The sequence below is a fragment of the Streptomyces sp. NPDC088733 genome, assembly GCF_044751185.1.
Lineage (GTDB): Bacteria > Actinomycetota > Actinomycetes > Streptomycetales > Streptomycetaceae > Actinacidiphila.
Genome location: NZ_JBIVLH010000027.1, coordinates 95,326 through 111,638, shown reverse-complemented (window position 1 = coordinate 111,638; position 16,313 = coordinate 95,326). Strand labels below are relative to the sequence as shown.

Sequence of the window (16,313 nt, the reverse complement as noted above, 5' to 3'; positions counted from 1 at the left end):
AACCTCGCCGACGGCGCCGAGGACCTCCAGGGTGCGCGGCGCGATGCCCGCGCCGACGTCCTCGCGGGCCGGGGCGCGGCTCCAGGGCGTGGCGCGACGGCGGCGGCGAGCCCGCCGATTCCGGCACCGATGACGACGGCGTGCGGCGGTCGTCATGGACGGCGCATTCCGGCCGTCCGCCCACAGGTGCGTCCGGACCCGGTTCCGGGAGCGTTGCCGCGCCCGAACTGCGGTGGTCGCGGCCGGAGAGGGCGCGGAGGGCATCGTTCCGGCAGGTAGGTTGCCACTATGAGCAGCACGCCCACTTCCCGCCACGAACTGATCGCCGACGCCGCACTCTCCCTGCTCGCGGAGCGCGGCATGCGCGGCCTGACCCATCGCGCGGTCGACAAGGCGGCGGGACTGCCGCTGGGCTCGACGTCCAACTACGCGCGGACCCGTGCCGCCCTCCTGGAGGCGGCGGTCCTGCGCCTGGCCGCCCTCGACGCGCAGGCGATCTCCCAGGCGGAGACACCCGCCCCGGGCCCCGGCGCCGAGTCGCTGGCGGCCCTGCTCGCGCCGGCGCTGCACCGCTCGGTCACCCAGTCCCGCGACCTCACGCTCGCCCGGCTGGAACTCGCCCTGGAGGCCACCCGCCGCCCGGAACTGCGCGCGGTGTACGACACCGCCGGGCACGCCTTCCGCGACCAGCTGGAGGTGATGCTGCGCGCCGTCGGCTCCGCGGAACCCGAGCGTCACGCGCGGTCGCTGCTCGCCTGGTGCGACGGCGTGCACTTCCACGCCGTCGCGGGCGCCGGATCCGCGTCGCCGCCGACCGAGGCGGAGGTGCGGGTCAATCTCCTCGACGTGCTGCGCGGCATGCTCGGGAGCTGATCCGGCGGATAAATGCGTCGACGCCCGTGGGGGTGCCCGTCATCATGGCCGCCATGACGACGACGCCCGAACGCACCGATCCGCCCTTCGTCGCCGACGAGCGCACGATGCTCGAGGCCTGGCTGGACTTCCACCGCGACACCTTGGCACTCAAGTGCGCGGACCTCAGTGACGAGCAACTGCGCACCGCCAGTGCGCCGCCGTCCGAACTCACCCTCCTCGGCCTGGTCCGCCACATGGCCGAGGTGGAACGCGGCTGGTTCCGCAACACCCTCGCCGGCGAGGGGGTACAGCCGCTCTACTACACCGATCAGGACCCGGACGGGGACTTCCTCGATCTCGACAAGGCCGACACCGCCGAGGCGTTCGCCACCTGGCGTGCCGAGATCGCGCACGCCCGCGAGCTGGTCGGCGGCCGCTCCCTGGACGAGGTCGGCCTGGTCCGCCGCCGCGGGAACGACGTCTCGCTGCGGTGGATCTACGTCCACATGATCGAGGAGTACGCCCGCCACAACGGGCACGCGGACCTCATCCGCGAGCGCATCGACGGCGTGACCGGAGACTGACCGGTCACCCCTGCGGGGAATGGTCAACGGCGCGGCGCTGCGCGAGAGTTGTGCGGGTGCGTCGATATGCAGCGGCAGTGGCGGCCCTGGTGGCGATGGCCGCCGTCCCGGGTTGCGTGACCGTGTCCGAGGCGCGGCCGGGGGCGCCGCTCCCGGCGCCCGTCCCGTCACAGCCGCCGGTGACCGTGCGCGAAGTGCCCGTGGTCCAGGCGCCCGTACTGGAGGCCCTGACCACCGTGCCCCCGGAGCGGTCCCCCTCCTCCCCGGCGCCGCGCACCCACCGCCCTGCCCACCCCGCCGCGCCGGAGCGGCGCCGCGCACCCGCGGCACCGCCCCCGCACCGCACCTCCGCCTCGGCCGCGCCACAGGCCGTGGACGGCGCGGATGTGTGCGCCTGGGGGGAGCGGTACGGCGGCTGGGCGACGGGCGGCGACGCGGCGCGCATCTGCCGTGGCACGTACGGCCGTTGAGCCGTCAGGACGGACGGCCGGGCGGGCTCAGTTGCCGCCGAGGTCCGGGATGCGCCAGTCCACGGGGTCGTGGCCCTGGGCCTTGAGCGCCTCGTCGATCTGGGTGAAGGGCCGGCTGCCGAGGAAGAGCTTGGCCGACAGCGGCGACGGGTGGGCGCCCTGCACGACGGCGTGCCGCTCCGTGTCGATCAGGGGCAGCTTCTTCTTGGCGTAGTTGCCCCACAGGACGAAGACCGCCGGGTCGGGACGGGAGGCCACGGCCTTGATGACGGCGTCGGTGAACTGCTCCCATCCCTTGCCCTTGTGCGAGTTGGCCTCGCCCTCGCGCACGGTCAGCACCGCGTTGAGCAGCAGGACGCCCTGCTCGGCCCACGGCATGAGGTAGCCGTTGTCCGGGACGGGGTGGCCGTACTCGTCCTTCAGCTCCTTGAAGATGTTCCGCAGGGAGGGCGGGGTCTTCACCCCGGGCCGCACCGAGAAGCACAGGCCGTGTCCCTGGCCCTCGCCGTGGTACGGGTCCTGGCCGAGGACCAGCACCTTGACCTTGTCGTACGGCGTGGCCTCCAGCGCGGCGAAGACCTGCTCGCGCGGCGGGTAGATCCGGTGGCTCCCGCGCTCCTCCTCGACGAACTCGGTGAGTCGGCCGAAGTAGGGCTTCGCCAACTCCTCGCCGAGGACGGCCTGCCAGGACTCGGGCAGCGTGATGGGCACGTCAGGAACCTCCGGTACGCGATCCGTTACTGGGACGAACGTACCGTTCCCCTCCGACAGTCGCCGCGCGTGGGGGATCCGCGGCCGCGGAGGGAGCGAGCCCCCGGTGCCGGCCGCCGTTTCCGGGGCCGGCACCGGGGCGTCGCGTGCCGGGCGCGGGCTCAGTGGCCGACGCCGGCGTTGAGGAAGATGCCGCCGTCCACGACGAGGGTCTGGCCGGTGATCCAGGCCGCCGCGTCGGAGAGCAGGAACGCCGCGGCGCCGCCGATGTCCTCGGGCACGCCGAGCCGCTTGAGCGGGTACGCGGCCGCCGCCTGCTCCTCGCGGCCCTCGTAGAGCGCCGCGGCGAACCTGGTCTTGACGACGGCGGGCGCGATGGCGTTGGCGCGGATGCCGGGGGCCATCTCGGAGGCGAGCTGCAGCGTGAGGTTGACCATGGCGGCCTTGCTCATGCCGTAGGCGCCTATGAAGGGGGAGGCGCTGACGCCGGCGATGGAGGCGATGTTGACGATCGCGCCGCCGTTGTCCTTCATCCACGCCTTGTAGGTCTGCTGGGCGAAGCCGAGCGCGGAGATCACATTGGTCTCGAAGACCTTGCGGACGACGCCGAGGTCGAGGTCGGAGAGCGGACCGAAGACCGGGTTGGTGCCGGCGTTGTTGGCGAGGTAGTCGACGCGGCCGAAGGCCTCCATCGCGCGCTCGACGACCTCGGCCTGGTGCGCCTCGTCGTGGGCCTTGCCGGCGACGCCGAGGGCGCGGTCGGCGCCGAGCCGCTCGACGGCCTCCTTCAGCGCCTCCTCGTTGCGGCCGGTGACGACGACGCGGTCGCCGCGGGCGACCAGGGCCTCGGCGATGCCGTAGCCGATGCCGCGGCTGGCGCCGGTGACGATCGCGACGCGGCCGCTGTCGGGCTGGGTGCTCATGGGTGCTGGTCTCCTGTCGCCGGTCAGTCGAGCGGGCCGCCGGCCACGTACAGCACCTGGCCGGACACAAAGCCGGCGGCGTCGCCGGTGAAGAACGCGATGGCGTTGGCGACGTCGTCCGGGTTGCCGACGCGCTGCACCGGGATCTGGGTGGCGGCGGCGGCCTGGAACTCCTCGAAGCCCATGCCGATACGGGCGGCGGTCGCGGCTGTCATGTCGGTGGCGATGAAGCCGGGGGCCACGGCGTTGGCGGTGACGCCGAACTTGCCGAGCTCGTGCGCGAGGGTCTTGGTGAAGCCCTGCAGACCCGCCTTGGCGGCGGAGTAGTTGGCCTGGCCGCGGTTGCCGAGCGCGGAGGACGAGGAGAGGTTGACCACGCGGCCGAACTTCGCGTCCACCATGTGCTTCTGGACGGCGCGAGTCATCAGGAAGGCGCCGCGCAGGTGGACGTTCATGACCGTGTCCCAGTCGGACGCGCTCATCTTGAAGAGCAGGTTGTCGCGGAGCACGCCGGCGTTGTTGACCAGGATCGTCGGGGCGCCGAGCTCCTCGGCGACACGCGCGACCGCGGCCGCGACCTGCTCCTCGTCGGAGACGTCGGCGCCGACGGCGACGGCCCGGCCGCCGGCCTTGGTGATCTGCTCGACGGTGTCCTTGCACGCGACCTCGTCGAGGTCCAGCACGGCCACGGCGCGGCCCTCGGCGGCCAGGCGTACGGCGGTGGCGGCGCCGATGCCGCGTGCCGCCCCGGTGACGATCGCTACCCGCTGCTCGGTGGTCGACATCTGTTCTCCTCAGCCCTGTGGGTCCGGTCGCGCAGGTGAGCGACCGCTTAGTACGTCCCGCTGCCGAAACCGTAGGAGTGCCGTGACCCTGTGTCAACGCCCACCGCGCCGATGTGGCTCAGCGCACCAGGAGATCCAGCAGGCGGTCGACCTCCGCCTGCGGGTCGGAGGTCAGCCCGGTGTGGATCGGGCCGGGCTGCACGATGGTGCTGCGCGGCGCCGTCAGCCACCGGAAGCGGCGGCCCGGGTCGTCCTCCGCGGCCTGCCCGGCGCGCTCGCCGCCCGCGCAGATGCCCTCGTAGCCGCGCAGCGCCGCGCGCACGCCGGCCACGTCGACGTCCGGGTCCAGGCAGCGCAGCCGGGTCTCGTCCAGGTGGACCCGGGCGCCGACGAAGGACTTGGCCCGGCAGTACACCAGCACGCCGGCGTTGATCAGTTCCCCGCGCTCGATCCGCGGCATGACACGCACCAGCGCGTACTCGAAGACGTCGCGCCCGTTCGCCGTGCTCACTTCGCGGCCTTCCCCTCGACCCAGGTGCGCAGCCACTCCGGCGGCGCCTGCTTCTCCTGCTGCTTCGGGGCGAGGTTGATGCGCTCCCCCACGGTGCCGGCCCGGGCCAGCAGCACCCGCTCGTACGCGCGCCGCACGTCGTCGGGGCCGTCGAAGCCGGGCTCGTCCACCAGCCACTCGTCCGGGATCTGCGCCGTGACCTCGCGGAGCAGCGCCTCGTCCACGCGCGGGGCGAGGTCGCGGGCGGCGGCCCCGATGTCGGGGGCGAACCGGGCGAGGGCGTGGTCGGCGGCGTCGTACGGCTTGTCGGCGGCCTGGTCCGCGCCCTTCCAGTTGTGGTGGAAGATCAGCGCGGCGCCGTGGTCGATCAGCCACAGGTCCTGGTGCCAGACCAGCATGTTCGGGTTGCGCCACGAGCGGTCGACGTTGCCGATCAGCGCGTCGAACCACACGATCCGGCCCGCCTCGCCGGACTCCACGTCGAAGACCAGCGGGTCGAAGCCGAGCGCGCCGGGCAGGAAGTCCATGCCGAGGTTGAGGCCGCCGCTGGCCTTGAGCAGGTCCTGGATCTCCTGGTCCGGCTCGCCGAGCCCGATCACCGGGTCGAACTGGAACCGCACCAGCACCGGCACCCGCAGCCCGAGGCGCCGGGCCAGTTCCCCGGCGATCACCTCGGCGACGAGGGCCTTGCGGCCCTGCGCGGCGCCGACGAACTTCACGACATAGGTGCCGAGGTCGTCGGCCTCGACCACCCCTGGCACCGATCCGCCCTCGCGCAGCGGCGTCACGTACCGTATCCCGGTCACTTCCTCCATGCCCGCATCCTAAGAGGCCCCTGAGGTCGCGGCCGACGTCACTCCCCCTCCGCGGCGGCGCAGTCGGCCCGGACCAGTGCGGCGAAGCGGCGGGCGGCGGGGCTCGCCGCGTGGCCCGTGGGCAGCAGCAGGTCGACGCGGCGCCCGAGGCCGGCATCCGCCAGCGGGACGAGCCGCAGCGGGCCGGCGGGCCGCGCGTGCAGGGAGAAGTCCAGCCCCTCCGGCACGAGCGCCACGCCCACGCCCGCCGCCACGAGATCGAGCAGCATGGGCCACTCCCCCACCTCGCACACGGTCCGGCGGGCCAGGCCGGCGTCGCGGAACGCCCGGTCGGCCTGGACACGGATCGCCCAGCCGGGCGGCGTGTCGACAAAGCGCTCCGCGGCGAGGCGCTCCAGCGTGACGGGTTCCCCGTCCGCGAGCGGGTGGTCCGGCGCGCAGGCCAGGACGACCGGTTCCTCCAGGAGCGGGACGACCTCGAGGCCCTCGCTGTACGGGGGCACCAACGGCATGACAGCGCAGTCGAGTTCACCGGCGCCGACCATCTCCAGCATCCGGACGGCGGGCAGCTGGCCGACGGTCACGTCCACACCCGGATGGGCCAGCGCGAACCGGGCGATCCACGAGGTGAAGGGCAGCGTGTGCCCGATGGTGTGCATGGCGCCGATGCGCAGCCGCCCCGACAGCACACCGCGCGCGTCCCGCACGGCCTGCCGCGCGGACTCGGCGGCGTCGAGGACCTGCCGCGCCACGGGCACCAGCGCCTCGCCCTCGGACGTCAGCCGCACCGGACGCGTACCGCGCACGAACAGCAGGGCCCCCACGTCCTTCTCCAGCGCGCGGACCGAGGACGACAGTCCCGACTGCACGATCAGTTCACGGGCCGCGGCCCGGGTGAAACTGCGCTCGTCGGCGAGGGCGACGAAGTGGCGCAGGTTGCGAAGCTCCATGGGGACATCATCTCTCGTGGAGATGGAAACCATCTGTTCCACATGTCCGGGAGCTGACACGGGGTTCCGGCCGGGACGTGTTGTGGTCGTACGCGGCACGGCACCCGTGACCGCGGCACCGCTCCGATCAGGCACCGAAGGACGCACATGACCACTCACCCTCCCGCCCTCACGGCCGCGGCCGCTCCCTCGGCCACGACCTCCCCGGGCCGGCACGCCCGCGGCTTCTGGTGCGTCGCGGCGGCCTTCCTGGTGCTGATGGCCTTCGGTACCGTCCCGACCCCGCTGTGGCCGCTGTACCAGGAACGCGACCACTTCGGCGCGACCGCGGTCACCGTCGCCTTCGCCGTGATGGTCGTCGGCGCCGCCTTCGGCTTCAGCCTGCTGGGCCATCTCTCCGACCGCCTCGGCCGGCGCCGGGTCATCGTCCCCGCGCTGCTCGTCGCCATCGCCTCGGCCGGCGTCCTCGCGGCCCGGCCGGACCTGCCGGGCCTCGTGGTGGGCCGTGTGCTCACCGGCGTCGCGGTGGGCATGATGGCCTCCACGGCCACCGCGTACCTCACCGACCTCCACCACCGGGCCCGTCCCGACCGGGCCGGTTCGCCGCTGCCCGCGCTGGTCGCCAGTGCCGTGAACCTCGGCGGGCTGGCCCTGGGTCCGCTCGCGTCGGGCGCCCTCGCGCAATGGGCGCCCGCGCCCCTGGCCACCTCCTACCTCGTCTTCGCCGCCGCGATGGCGGTGCTGCTCCTGCTGGTCCTCCTCACGCCCGAGACGGTCGACACCCGGCTCACCGCCCAGGACCGGCCGACCCGCTTCGCGCTGCGTCCCGGCCAGGGCGGCGCCTTCGCCGCGGCGGCGAGCCTGGGCTTCTTCGCCTTCGCCCTGATGGGGCTCTTCTCCTCGCTCGGCGCCGTCATGGTCCGCGGCGAACTCGGCATCACCTCCACGTTCGTCATCGGGCTGGCCCCCTTCACGGCGTTCGCCGCCTCAGCGGTCGCGCAACTCGCCCTCGGCGCCCTCTCGCAGCGCCGGCAGCTCGTCATCGGCGTGGTGGCCTTCCCCGCGGGCCTGGCCGTCACGGCGCTCGCCCTGCACGACCCGGCGCTCGGGCTCTTCCTTTTCGCCACCGCCCTGGCCGGCGGCGGCGCGGGCCTGCTGTTCAAGGGGGCGGTCACCCAGAGCGCCCGGGCGGCGGTTCCCGCCTCGCGCGCGGGGGTGCTGGCCGCGTTCTTCGTCATCGCCTACATCGGCATGGGGCTGCCGTCCATCGCGTTCAGCATCGTCGTCCGGCACGCCGCCCTCGTGCCGACCATGATCGGCTTCGGGGCCGTGCTCTCCGTCGGCGCGGTCGCCGCCGTCACGGTCGCGCTCCGGCACGAGGCCGCCGCGCGGGGCGGAAGGGTCACGGAAGAATAATTTCGTCGCGCATTGAACCACCTCCGGGGCCGGTCCGTATGCCTTCGCAGGGCGTGATCTCACGCCGCCGTGCCGGCGCGACGCCGGTCCGGACCGGACGAGGCAACAGGAAGTGTGAGGCATGGCCGAGACGACTGGCATCGCAGGAGCTCCCACCCGCCGCGCCGTGGTCGCCGGAGTGGGTGCGGCGGGGCTGGCGGCCGCGCTGGCCGCGTGCGGCGACTCGAACGACTCCGCCGGCGCGTACAGCCCCGCCGCGCCCCCGCAGGGCGGCACCGCCACCGGCGGCCAGGGGGGCGGCGACGGCGCGGCTCAGGCGCTGGCGAAGACGACCGACATCCCGGTCGGCGGCGGCACCGTCTTCGCGGACAAGAAGGTGGTCGTGTGCCAGCCGACGGCGGGCCAGTTCAAGGCCTTCTCGGCGATCTGCACGCACCAGGGCTGCGCCGTCAAGGACGTGGCGGACGGCACGATCAACTGCCCGTGCCACGGCAGCAAGTTCAACGTCGCCGACGGCAGTGTGGCCGCCGGCCCCGCCACCCAGCCCCTCCCGGCCGCGAACGTCAAGGTCCAGGGCGACTCGATCACCCTCGCCTGACCCCTGCCGCGTACCTCCCCGCGCGGGTGTGCCGCACGCCGGCACACCCGCGGCGGCATCTGCGGTGCGCCCCGTCGGGTCAGGGTGTGCGCAGCACGAATTCCCCGAGTGCCGACCGGTGTTCGCGTGCCGCGGCCCGCAGTTCCGCGAGCGCGAGCCGCCGGGCCTCGACGGGAGGGGAGAAGCGCCCGGCCGACGCCCGGACGTGCTCGCCCCAGCGGTCCTGCCAGAACTCGACCGTCCACCCCGGCCACCGCGAGGCCATCTCCGTCGCGCCCGCGGCGGCGCCGAGAAGCCACCAGCCCACCCGCCGCCGACCTGGGTCGACGTGGAGACCCGACTCCGCCGCGAGCCCACAGCGGCCGTGGTCGGGGGCTCCCACGAGGCGGTCGAGCACGGCCGGCCCCTCCGCCACCGGATGGTCGTTGCCGGCGGACAGCACATGGCACCGGTCCGCGCCGACGGTGACGACACGGACCATCGGGTCGCGTTCCGTAAGTTCCGCGTCGTCAGCGGCGAGGGCGGCGTCCGGATACACGCGGCGGCCGCGGTACCGGACGGCTTCCGGGTCGAGTCCCAGGTGGGCACGGAGTGCCGCGGGGCCGTCGTACGTCCAGCGGAGCTCCCAGCCCGGCCACGCGCGCCGCAGCGCCTCCCACAGCACGGCCCGGTGGCGCATCTGCGTGATCGGGCCCTCCCAAGCGAAGAACAGCAGCGTCCTGCCGGGCAGATCGACCAGAGCCGCGGCCTGGCACAGGCCCTCGTCCCGCCACTGCGCGGTGCTTCGGGACCGGAGCAGCGGAACGAGCACCTCGGGTCCCGCGAGCAGGTCCAGGTCGAGGCCCACCGCCCCGAGGCGGGCCTCGTACACCTCGTGCCCACCGTCCTCGCGCGCTATGACGTACGTCGCCCAATCGGCCATGGGGGAAGGATCTCAGGCGTCCGCCGCCGCCAGGGCCGTGCCCGCCTCACGGAGGGCGTCGACGGCGGCGCGGATCGCGGGGCGGCGGTCGGCGTCCGCGCGCCAGACGGCGTAGATGTGGCGGCGCATGGTGTGCCGGACGGGCAGGGCCCGGACGCCGGCCGGCAGGAGGCCGCGGCCGAGGCGGGGCACCACGGCGACCCCGAGGCCGGCTGCGACGAGGGCGAGCACGGTGGGGTGCTCCTCGGCGTGGTGCGCGATGCGCGGTTCGACGCCCTTGCCGCGCAGGGTGAACAGCAGCCACTCGTGGCAGAAGCCGCCGTCGGGCCAGGCGATCCAGTCGTCGTCGGCGAACTCGGCGAGGTCCACCTCCGCGCGCGCCGCGAGCGGGTGCCCGACCGGGACGACGACGTCGGCGATGTCGTCGAGCAGCGGCTCCTTGGCCAGTCCGCCGGGCAGGGAGAGCGGCTTGTTGTACCAGTCGAGGACGACCGCGAGGTCGATGTCGCCGCGCACCAGGAGGCCCAGCGCGGGTTGCGGCTCCATCTCCTGGACCATGGCCCGCAGCGTGGGGTAGTCGCCGCGCAGTGATTTCAGTGCCTGCGGGAAGAGGCCGCGGACGGCGGTCGGGAAGGCGCCCATGCGCAGTTCGCCGACCGGCGCGCCGCGGTGCGCCTCCAGGTCGGAGTGGGCGAGTTCGACGAGGGACAGGATGCGTCCGGCGTGCCCGGACAGCAGGCGGCCGGCGTCGGTGAGCCGTACCCCCCGGCCGTTCTTGACCAGCAGCGCCTGCCCGGTCTCCCGTTCCAGCTTGGTCATCTGCTGCGAGACCGCCGAGGTCGTGACGTGCAGGACGTCGGCCGCCGCGCTCACCGAGCCGTAGGCGGAGATCGCGTGCAGGATGCGCAGCCGCTCCAGATTCAACATGTAAGTGATGCTACGGGATGCCGCGCAGCGAATCTCCCTTGTGCTAAGAGGTTGCTTCCGTCATCGTGTGGGCCATGAGCGCTACCGCCCGCCCGGCCGACGCCGGCCTCACCCCCGCCGGCTCCCCCTCCCCCGACGCACCGGCCCGCCGTCCCGCGCTCGACTGGCGGGTCAGCTGGGCGGTCCTCGCCCTCATCTGGGGCTTCAGCTTCCTGTTCATCAAGGTCGGCACGGAGGCCTACGCCCCGCTTCAGGTCGCGCTGGGACGGATGGTCTTCGGCACCGCCGTGCTGGCCGTGGCCTTCGCGGCGCGGCGGCAGCGGCTGCCGCGCGGCGCGCGGACCTGGGGCCACATGGCCGTCGCCGCGCTGCTGCTCAACACACTGCCGTTCTCGCTCTTCGCGTACGCGGAGCTGACCATCCCCTCGACGCTGGCCGGCATCTGCAACGCCACCACCCCGCTGTGGAGCATGCTGCTCTCGGTGGTGGCCCTGTCGGACGACAAGCCCACCCGGCAGCGCGTCGCGGGCGTCGGCATCGGCTTCGCCGGTGTGCTGACCGTGCTCGGCGCGTGGCAGGGCTTCTCGGGGACGGACCCGTCGGGCACGGCGATGGCGCTCGGCGCGTCGGCGAGTTACGCGGTGGGCTGGATCTACGTCCGCCGGACGCTCAGCGGCAGCGGCCACTCGGCGCTGTCCATGTCCTTCTCGCAGCTGCTGCTCGGCACCGTCCAACTGGCCGTGCTGACGCCGCTGTTCACCTCCGCGCCGGACCGCTGGCCGCTGTGGCCGACACTGTCGGTCGTCGCGCTCGGCGCGCTGGGCACGGGCATAGCCTTCCTGCTGCAGTACGGGATCGTCGCGGAGAAGGGCCCGACGATCGCCACGATGGTCACGTACCTCATCCCCGTCATCGCCACCGCGGCCGGCGTCGCGCTGCTGGACGAGCGGCTGAGCTGGAACGAGCCGGTCGGCGCGGTCGTCGTGCTCGCCGGGGCCGCGCTCACCCAGCGCCGCCCGAAGGCGTGACGGCCGGGCGGGGGCGCGCTCAGCCGTAGCGGCCGGTCCGGCGCGGGCGTACCGCCCCGGCGACGGCGTCGGCCAGGGCCGGCACCTCCGCCGCGGCGACCGGCGAGACCGTGATCCGGATGCCAGGCGGGGAGGCGAGGCGGAAACGGGCGCCGGGCGCGACCGCCCAGCCGGCGTGGAGCAGGCGGGTGACCGCGCCGGTCTCGTCGGGCACCGGCACCCACACGTTCATGCCGCTGCGGCCGTGCGCGGCCACCCCGAGGCCGTCGAGCGCGCCGACCAGCGCATCGCGCCGCGCCGCGTAGGCGGCCGCGACGGCGGGGACGTCGACCGCGCCGGTGCGCCACAGGTGGGCGACGGTGTGCTGGAGCAGATGGCTGACCCAGCCGGGGCCCAGCCGGAGGCGGCCGCGCACCCGGTCCACGGTGACCGGGTCGCCGGTGAGCACGGCGAGCCGCAGGTCGGGTCCGTAGGCCTTGGCGGTGGAGCGGACCAGCATCCAGTGCCGGGTGCTGCCGGACAGCGGGTGCAACGGGAGTCCGGTCAGCCCGTGCACATGGTCGTCGTCGACCACCAGCACCTCGGGGTGCGCCGCGAGGACCGCCCGCAGCTCCCGCGCCCGCCCGGCGGAGATCGTCGCGCCGGTGGGGTTCTGCCCCCGGTCGGTGACGATCAGGGCCCGGGCGCCCTGCCGCAGCGCGCGGTCCACGTCCTCCGGGCGCGGTCCTTCGTCGTCGACGCCGACCGGCACCGCACGCATGCCGAGGGCCGGGACGAGGTCGAAGACACTGCCCCAGCCGGGGTCCTCCACCGCGACGCTGTCGCCGGGCCGCAGGTGGCCGGCCAGCGCGCGCTCGATCGCGTCGAGCGACCCGGAGGTCACCGCGACCGGCCCGCCGGGCACCCCGTCGGCGTCGAAGGCGGCGCGGGCCAGTTCTTCCAGTTCCTCGTCGACGGGCGGGGCGCCGTAGAGCGTCGGCCGTTCGGCGTGCCGGGCGGCGGCCGCGGCCAGCGCCGCGCCGAACGGGGGCAGCAGCGCGAGGTCGGGGTTGCCGGTGGACAGGTCCCGCACACCGGCCGGCACGGCCGGGCGGATCTCGTCGCGCGCCGTCGTCACCGGGCGGGGCCGGATCCGGCTGCCGCGCCGTCCGGCGGTCTCGATGACTCCGCGGTCGCGCAGCAGCCGGTAGGCGGCGGCGACCGTGTTGGGGTTGACCCCGAGCCGGGCGGCGAGTTCCCGCAGCGGCGGCAGGGCGGCCCCGGGCGCCAACGCGCCCTGACCGACGGCTCGTTCGACATCGGCCGCGATCTCGGCTGCGCCCTGACCGGTGAACATGTACTCTCCTAGCACAAACGACAGTATGCACTAGTGCAAAGGATCGCGCCATGGCCGCCCCGCCGCCGTCCCCGGCCTCCTCGCCCGGGGCCGCCCCTTACCCCGCCACCGACCGGACGGTCCCGACCCGCAGCCGTGAGCGGGCCTCGTACGACCGCGACGCCGTGCACGCGATCCTCGACGCCGGCTACGTCTGCCACCTGGGCTTCGTCCGGAACGGCGCGCCGGTCGTCCTGCCGACGCTCTACGCCCGCGTCGGCGAGCGGCTGTACGTGCACGGCTCCACCGGTTCGCGGCCGCTGCGCGGCGCGGGCGAGGACCCTGGGCTCGCGGTGTGCCTGACCGTGACGCACGTGGACGGGCTCGTCCTGGCCCGGTCCGCCTTCCACCACTCCATCAACTACCGCTCCGTGATGGTGCACGGCACCGCCCGCCAGGTCACCGACCCCGCGGAACGCGCCACCGCCCTCGACGCCGTGGTCGACCACGTCCTGCCGGGCCGCGCCGCCGACTGCCGCCCCGCGAACGCCAAGGAACTGGCCGCCACCGCCGTCGTCGCCCTCGACCTGACCGAGGTCTCCGCGAAGATCCGCACGGGCGGCCCGTCCGACGACCCCGAGGACCTGTCCCTCCCCCACTGGACCGGCGTCCTGCCCGTCTCCCCCGGCTACGGCCCGCCCGTGCCCGCCGACGACCTCGACCCCTCGATCGCCCTCCCCGGCTACCTCGACCGGCACTGACCCGGCACTGAAAGGAGGCACCCCGTGCTCATCCACCCCTGGGACTCCGCCCGCGACGACGCCGAGTGGCAGGACTGGCTCGCCGCCCACGACTTCGGGCAGCTCGCGGTCAACGGCCTCCCCGGCGAACCGCCCTACGTGCAGCCGCTGCACTTCGCGTACGACGCGGAGCGGCGCGAGGCCGTCACCCACCTCGCCCGCCCCAACCCGCTGTGGCGCGCGCTGGAGGCACGCCCGGAGGCGGTCCTCAGCGTCGTCGACGACTACACGTACATCCCCGCCCCCTGGCACGCCCCCGCCGACGGCCCGCCCGAGCACGGCACCCCCACCAGCTACTACGCCGCCGTCCAGCTGGTCTGCCGCGCCCGCATCGTGGACGACCCGCAGGAGAAGGCGGACCTCCTGCTCCGCCAGCTCGCCCACTTCCAGCCGGAGGGCGACCACGGCCACGTCGCCCCGGGCGAGGCGCCCTACGGCCGGCAGCTGCCCGGCATCCGCGGCCTGCGCCTCGAAGTCACCGGCGTGCGGGCGAAGTTCAAGTTCGGCGGCAACAGGCCGCGGGAGACGCGCCGGCACGTCAGCGACCTGCTGGCCGCCCGCGGCGGTCCCGGCGACGCCACCGCCCGCGCCCAGCAACTGCGGCGCCTCGCGGCGGACGGGGACTGAGCGCCCGGTCGCGCGACCGGGCCACAACGCCGGTGCGGCCGGCCACCCGCGTGATGCAGGATGGTGCCCATGTCCCACGTCCTCGACCGCCCCGAGCCCCGTCAGGTCCCGCCGCGCGAGCACCCGTGGTGGAACCGGGCTCTCGCCCTGCTCAACCGGGACCTGGCGGCGACCCTCCCCCAACAGGGCCCGCTGCGGCTGCTGGCCCACCCGGGCCACGGCACGGAGTACTTCTACGTCGCCATGGCCGACGGCGAGTGGCACGGCAATTACCTGCTCCCGGACACGGCGGACGACCCGGAAGCCGCGCTGGCGGCCGTCGCCGACGCCGCGCAGGAGACCGTCACCGAATGTCTGTCGCGGGCGTGGCCCGTGTGCGCCGCGCATGACCGGGGGATGCATCCGCGGGATGCCGACGGGCATCTGTCCTGGTGGTGCGCGGGAGAGCGGCCGGGTGGCGGCTCGGCCCACGTCGTCGCGGCCGTGGGCGTGCTCGACACGGTTGCCGACCGCGGCTGACCGGAGCCCCGGATATTCGGGCGACTCGCGCGGCCCGGCCCGCCTACTATCGGCCGTCGCCCCCGTGTCCCCGATGTCCCTGGTCGGTCCCCCGTGAAATCCTTGGTCCCCGCCGTACTGCGTGACGAACCGCAGTTCGCCCGCCTCTTCGCCGGGCAGTCCCTGTCGGTGCTGGGCGACCGCGTGTCGTTCGTGGCCGTGCCGTTCGCCGTGCTGTCGGTGGGCGGTTCCGCCTCCGACGTCGGGCTCGTGGCGGCCGCCGGGCTGCTGCCCACGCTGCTGTTCACGCTGGTGGGAGGGGTCTGGGCGGACCGCTTCCGGCGGCACCGGATCATGCTGGTCTCGGACGCGGTGCGGTGCGCCGTCCAGGGGGCGATCGCCGTGCTCCTGCTCACCGGAGCCGCCGAGGTGACGCACCTCGTCGTGCTGATGGCCGTGTTCGGCACGGCGGACGCGTTCTTCATGCCCGCCTCGACCGGGCTGCTGCCCCTGGTCGTCGGGGCCGGCCGGCTGCGGGAGGCGAACGCGCTGCGCGGCTTCGTGCAGTCGTCCGGGCTCGTGCTCGGCCCCGCGCTGGCCGGTGGCCTGATCGCCCTGGCCGGACCCGGGGGCGCCCTGGCCGTGGACGCGCTGACCTTCGCGCTCAGCGCCGCCTTCCTGGCCCGGCTGAGACCTCGCGAGGCGGCCCCGGGAGCGGCGGCGGCGCCCGCGGGCGGCAGTTTCCTGGCGGAACTGCGGGCCGGCTGGGCGCATGTGCGCGGCACCGCGTGGGTGTGGTCGGGAATGGCGGCCATCGGGGTGTACCACGTCGTCGTGCTGCCCTCGGTGTTCGTGCTGGGGCCGGTGCTGGCCGCCCGCGAGTGGGGCGGCGTGGCGGGCTGGTCGGTCGTCGTCGCGGCCTTCGGCGCCGGTGCGATCGCCGGGGACGTGTGCGCCTACCGGCTCGACGTCGCGCGCCCCATGGCCCTGGCCGCGGCGGCGCTCGCCGTGGCGTCCTGCCAGGCCGTGATCATCGGTTCCGGCGGGTCGCTCGCCCTGATCGCGGTGCTCGAAGCGGTGACCGGCGTCGCCGTCTCCGTCTTCTTCACCCTGTGGGAGACCGCGCTCCAGACGCATGTGCCCGAAGCGGTGCTGTCCCGGGTGAGTTCGTACGACTTTTTGCTGTCGTCGGGGCTCATGCCGCTCGGTCTGGCACTCGCCGGGCCGGTGTCGGCGTCCCTCGGTGTGCGGCCCACGCTGTTCGCGATGACGGTCATCGCCGTCCCCGCCTCGCTCGCGCTGCTCTGCGTGCCCGCCGTACGGCGGCTGCCCGCGCGCCCCGCGGCCGCGCCCGCCGGCGGCCCGGCGGCGGTCGCCGACCCGGCAGCGGCGTAGGCGCCTTCGGGGTTCACCGGTCCAAACCGGCGGACGGGATCACGCGGGCGGCGTGCTTCCGTCCACGCTCCCTCCATGATCCTCGATCAAGAGGTTTGCACCCTTTGCGCATGAAAGCGACCCCTTCACGCACTTCTCGTACGTCCTGAGGTGCTGTTGGCTGGTGTGGCCGCAGGTGCCGCC

The 16,313-nt window shown here is 74.4% G+C and carries 19 protein-coding genes; 10 read left to right on the top strand and 9 right to left on the bottom strand.

Features of this window, described 5'->3' with window-relative positions:
- The first annotated feature begins 288 nt into the window (after window positions 1-288).
- The 3 genes from ACIP64_RS34760 to ACIP64_RS34750 are packed head-to-tail and all read left to right on the top strand — an operon-like array spanning window position 289 to window position 1,909.
- A complete protein-coding gene (locus tag ACIP64_RS34760; RefSeq protein ID WP_401594903.1) occupies window positions 289-873 on the top strand; it encodes a TetR/AcrR family transcriptional regulator in 585 nt (194 codons plus the stop codon).
- 53 nt (window positions 874-926) lie between these two features.
- On the top strand, window positions 927-1,439 hold the full coding sequence (locus tag ACIP64_RS34755) for a DinB family protein (RefSeq protein ID WP_401594900.1): 513 nt from the start codon (window positions 927-929) through the stop codon (window positions 1,437-1,439).
- A 56-nt stretch (window positions 1,440-1,495) separates the two neighbouring features.
- On the top strand, window positions 1,496-1,909 hold the full coding sequence (locus ACIP64_RS34750) for a hypothetical protein (RefSeq protein ID WP_401594897.1): 414 nt from the start codon (window positions 1,496-1,498) through the stop codon (window positions 1,907-1,909).
- A gap of 27 nt (window positions 1,910-1,936) precedes the next feature.
- On the opposite strand, the gene ACIP64_RS34745 is transcribed toward ACIP64_RS34750, so the two are convergent.
- From ACIP64_RS34745 to ACIP64_RS34720, 6 genes are all read right to left on the bottom strand, one after another.
- A complete protein-coding gene (locus tag ACIP64_RS34745; RefSeq protein ID WP_401594894.1) occupies window positions 1,937-2,620 on the bottom strand; it encodes a uracil-DNA glycosylase in 684 nt (227 codons plus the stop codon).
- A 161-nt stretch (window positions 2,621-2,781) separates the two neighbouring features.
- The gene (locus ACIP64_RS34740) at window positions 2,782-3,543 is read right to left on the bottom strand and encodes an SDR family oxidoreductase (RefSeq protein WP_401594891.1); all 762 of its coding nucleotides are present in this window, start codon (window positions 3,541-3,543) and stop codon (window positions 2,782-2,784) included.
- 23 nt (window positions 3,544-3,566) lie between these two features.
- A complete protein-coding gene (gene fabG, locus ACIP64_RS34735; protein ID WP_401594888.1) occupies window positions 3,567-4,328 on the bottom strand; it encodes a 3-oxoacyl-ACP reductase FabG in 762 nt (253 codons plus the stop codon).
- Between the two features lie 118 nt (window positions 4,329-4,446).
- Window positions 4,447-4,788, bottom strand: coding sequence for a DUF3037 domain-containing protein (locus ACIP64_RS34730; protein ID WP_401594942.1), 342 nt, complete (start codon window positions 4,786-4,788; stop codon window positions 4,447-4,449).
- A 47-nt stretch (window positions 4,789-4,835) separates the two neighbouring features.
- Window positions 4,836-5,654, bottom strand: coding sequence for a HipA family kinase (locus ACIP64_RS34725; protein ID WP_401594885.1), 819 nt, complete (start codon window positions 5,652-5,654; stop codon window positions 4,836-4,838).
- 38 nt (window positions 5,655-5,692) lie between these two features.
- Window positions 5,693-6,604, bottom strand: a complete 912-nt coding sequence (locus ACIP64_RS34720) for a LysR family transcriptional regulator (protein WP_401594882.1) — start codon at window positions 6,602-6,604, stop codon at window positions 5,693-5,695.
- A gap of 147 nt (window positions 6,605-6,751) precedes the next feature.
- Here ACIP64_RS34720 and ACIP64_RS34715 point away from each other — a divergent pair, with 147 nt between their 5' ends.
- Together ACIP64_RS34715 and ACIP64_RS34710 are read left to right on the top strand one after the other, a co-directional pair.
- A complete protein-coding gene (locus ACIP64_RS34715; protein WP_401594879.1) occupies window positions 6,752-8,020 on the top strand; it encodes an MFS transporter in 1,269 nt (422 codons plus the stop codon).
- Between the two features lie 121 nt (window positions 8,021-8,141).
- Window positions 8,142-8,618: a Rieske (2Fe-2S) protein gene (locus tag ACIP64_RS34710; protein WP_401594876.1), complete on the top strand. Its 477-nt coding sequence runs from the start codon at window positions 8,142-8,144 to the stop codon at window positions 8,616-8,618.
- Between the two features lie 79 nt (window positions 8,619-8,697).
- Here the strand turns inward: ACIP64_RS34710 and ACIP64_RS34705 are convergent, their stop codons facing one another.
- Together ACIP64_RS34705 and ACIP64_RS34700 are read right to left on the bottom strand one after the other, a co-directional pair.
- Window positions 8,698-9,540, bottom strand: a complete 843-nt coding sequence (locus ACIP64_RS34705; RefSeq protein ID WP_401594873.1) for a hypothetical protein — start codon at window positions 9,538-9,540, stop codon at window positions 8,698-8,700.
- Between the two features lie 12 nt (window positions 9,541-9,552).
- A complete protein-coding gene (locus ACIP64_RS34700; protein ID WP_401594871.1) occupies window positions 9,553-10,467 on the bottom strand; it encodes a LysR family transcriptional regulator in 915 nt (304 codons plus the stop codon).
- 74 nt (window positions 10,468-10,541) lie between these two features.
- On the opposite strand from ACIP64_RS34700, the gene ACIP64_RS34695 reads away from it, so the two are divergent.
- Window positions 10,542-11,495 carry a DMT family transporter gene (locus ACIP64_RS34695; protein WP_401594868.1) on the top strand — a complete coding sequence of 318 codons (954 nt, stop codon included), beginning with the start codon at window positions 10,542-10,544 and terminating at the stop codon, window positions 11,493-11,495.
- Between the two features lie 19 nt (window positions 11,496-11,514).
- On the opposite strand, the gene ACIP64_RS34690 is transcribed toward ACIP64_RS34695, so the two are convergent.
- Window positions 11,515-12,831, bottom strand: coding sequence for an aminotransferase class I/II-fold pyridoxal phosphate-dependent enzyme (locus ACIP64_RS34690; protein WP_401594866.1), 1,317 nt, complete (start codon window positions 12,829-12,831; stop codon window positions 11,515-11,517).
- A 50-nt stretch (window positions 12,832-12,881) separates the two neighbouring features.
- Between ACIP64_RS34690 and ACIP64_RS34685 the strand changes: the two genes are divergently transcribed.
- From ACIP64_RS34685 to ACIP64_RS34670, 4 genes are all read left to right on the top strand, one after another.
- On the top strand, window positions 12,882-13,571 hold the full coding sequence (locus tag ACIP64_RS34685; RefSeq protein WP_401594863.1) for a pyridoxamine 5'-phosphate oxidase family protein: 690 nt from the start codon (window positions 12,882-12,884) through the stop codon (window positions 13,569-13,571).
- A gap of 24 nt (window positions 13,572-13,595) precedes the next feature.
- Window positions 13,596-14,237, top strand: coding sequence for an FMN-binding negative transcriptional regulator (locus ACIP64_RS34680; RefSeq protein WP_401594861.1), 642 nt, complete (start codon window positions 13,596-13,598; stop codon window positions 14,235-14,237).
- Window positions 14,238-14,306: 69 nt separating this feature from the next.
- Window positions 14,307-14,756, top strand: a complete 450-nt coding sequence (locus ACIP64_RS34675; RefSeq protein WP_401594859.1) for a hypothetical protein — start codon at window positions 14,307-14,309, stop codon at window positions 14,754-14,756.
- A 93-nt stretch (window positions 14,757-14,849) separates the two neighbouring features.
- Window positions 14,850-16,130, top strand: a complete 1,281-nt coding sequence (locus ACIP64_RS34670) for an MFS transporter (protein ID WP_401594857.1) — start codon at window positions 14,850-14,852, stop codon at window positions 16,128-16,130.
- Window positions 16,131-16,313 lie beyond the last annotated feature (183 nt).

What these genes read in the sequence shown, in the direction of transcription:
- ACIP64_RS34760 (WP_401594903.1), top strand. Translation starts at nt 289, where the DNA reads ATGAGCAGCACGCCCACTTCCCGCCACGAACTGATCGCCGACGCCGCA.
- ACIP64_RS34755 (WP_401594900.1), top strand. Translation starts at nt 927, where the DNA reads ATGACGACGACGCCCGAACGCACCGATCCGCCCTTCGTCGCCGACGAG.
- ACIP64_RS34740 (WP_401594891.1), bottom strand. Translation starts at nt 3,543, where the DNA reads ATGAGCACCCAGCCCGACAGCGGCCGCGTCGCGATCGTCACCGGCGCC.
- fabG (WP_401594888.1), bottom strand. Translation starts at nt 4,328, where the DNA reads ATGTCGACCACCGAGCAGCGGGTAGCGATCGTCACCGGGGCGGCACGC.
- ACIP64_RS34730 (WP_401594942.1), bottom strand. Translation starts at nt 4,788, where the DNA reads ATGCCGCGGATCGAGCGCGGGGAACTGATCAACGCCGGCGTGCTGGTG.
- ACIP64_RS34725 (WP_401594885.1), bottom strand. Translation starts at nt 5,654, where the DNA reads ATGGAGGAAGTGACCGGGATACGGTACGTGACGCCGCTGCGCGAGGGC.
- ACIP64_RS34720 (WP_401594882.1), bottom strand. Translation starts at nt 6,604, where the DNA reads ATGGAGCTTCGCAACCTGCGCCACTTCGTCGCCCTCGCCGACGAGCGC.
- ACIP64_RS34715 (WP_401594879.1), top strand. Translation starts at nt 6,752, where the DNA reads ATGACCACTCACCCTCCCGCCCTCACGGCCGCGGCCGCTCCCTCGGCC.
- ACIP64_RS34710 (WP_401594876.1), top strand. Translation starts at nt 8,142, where the DNA reads ATGGCCGAGACGACTGGCATCGCAGGAGCTCCCACCCGCCGCGCCGTG.
- ACIP64_RS34705 (WP_401594873.1), bottom strand. Translation starts at nt 9,540, where the DNA reads ATGGCCGATTGGGCGACGTACGTCATAGCGCGCGAGGACGGTGGGCAC.
- ACIP64_RS34700 (WP_401594871.1), bottom strand. Translation starts at nt 10,467, where the DNA reads ATGTTGAATCTGGAGCGGCTGCGCATCCTGCACGCGATCTCCGCCTAC.
- ACIP64_RS34695 (WP_401594868.1), top strand. Translation starts at nt 10,542, where the DNA reads ATGAGCGCTACCGCCCGCCCGGCCGACGCCGGCCTCACCCCCGCCGGC.
- ACIP64_RS34690 (WP_401594866.1), bottom strand. Translation starts at nt 12,831, where the DNA reads ATGTTCACCGGTCAGGGCGCAGCCGAGATCGCGGCCGATGTCGAACGA.
- ACIP64_RS34685 (WP_401594863.1), top strand. Translation starts at nt 12,882, where the DNA reads ATGGCCGCCCCGCCGCCGTCCCCGGCCTCCTCGCCCGGGGCCGCCCCT.
- ACIP64_RS34675 (WP_401594859.1), top strand. Translation starts at nt 14,307, where the DNA reads ATGTCCCACGTCCTCGACCGCCCCGAGCCCCGTCAGGTCCCGCCGCGC.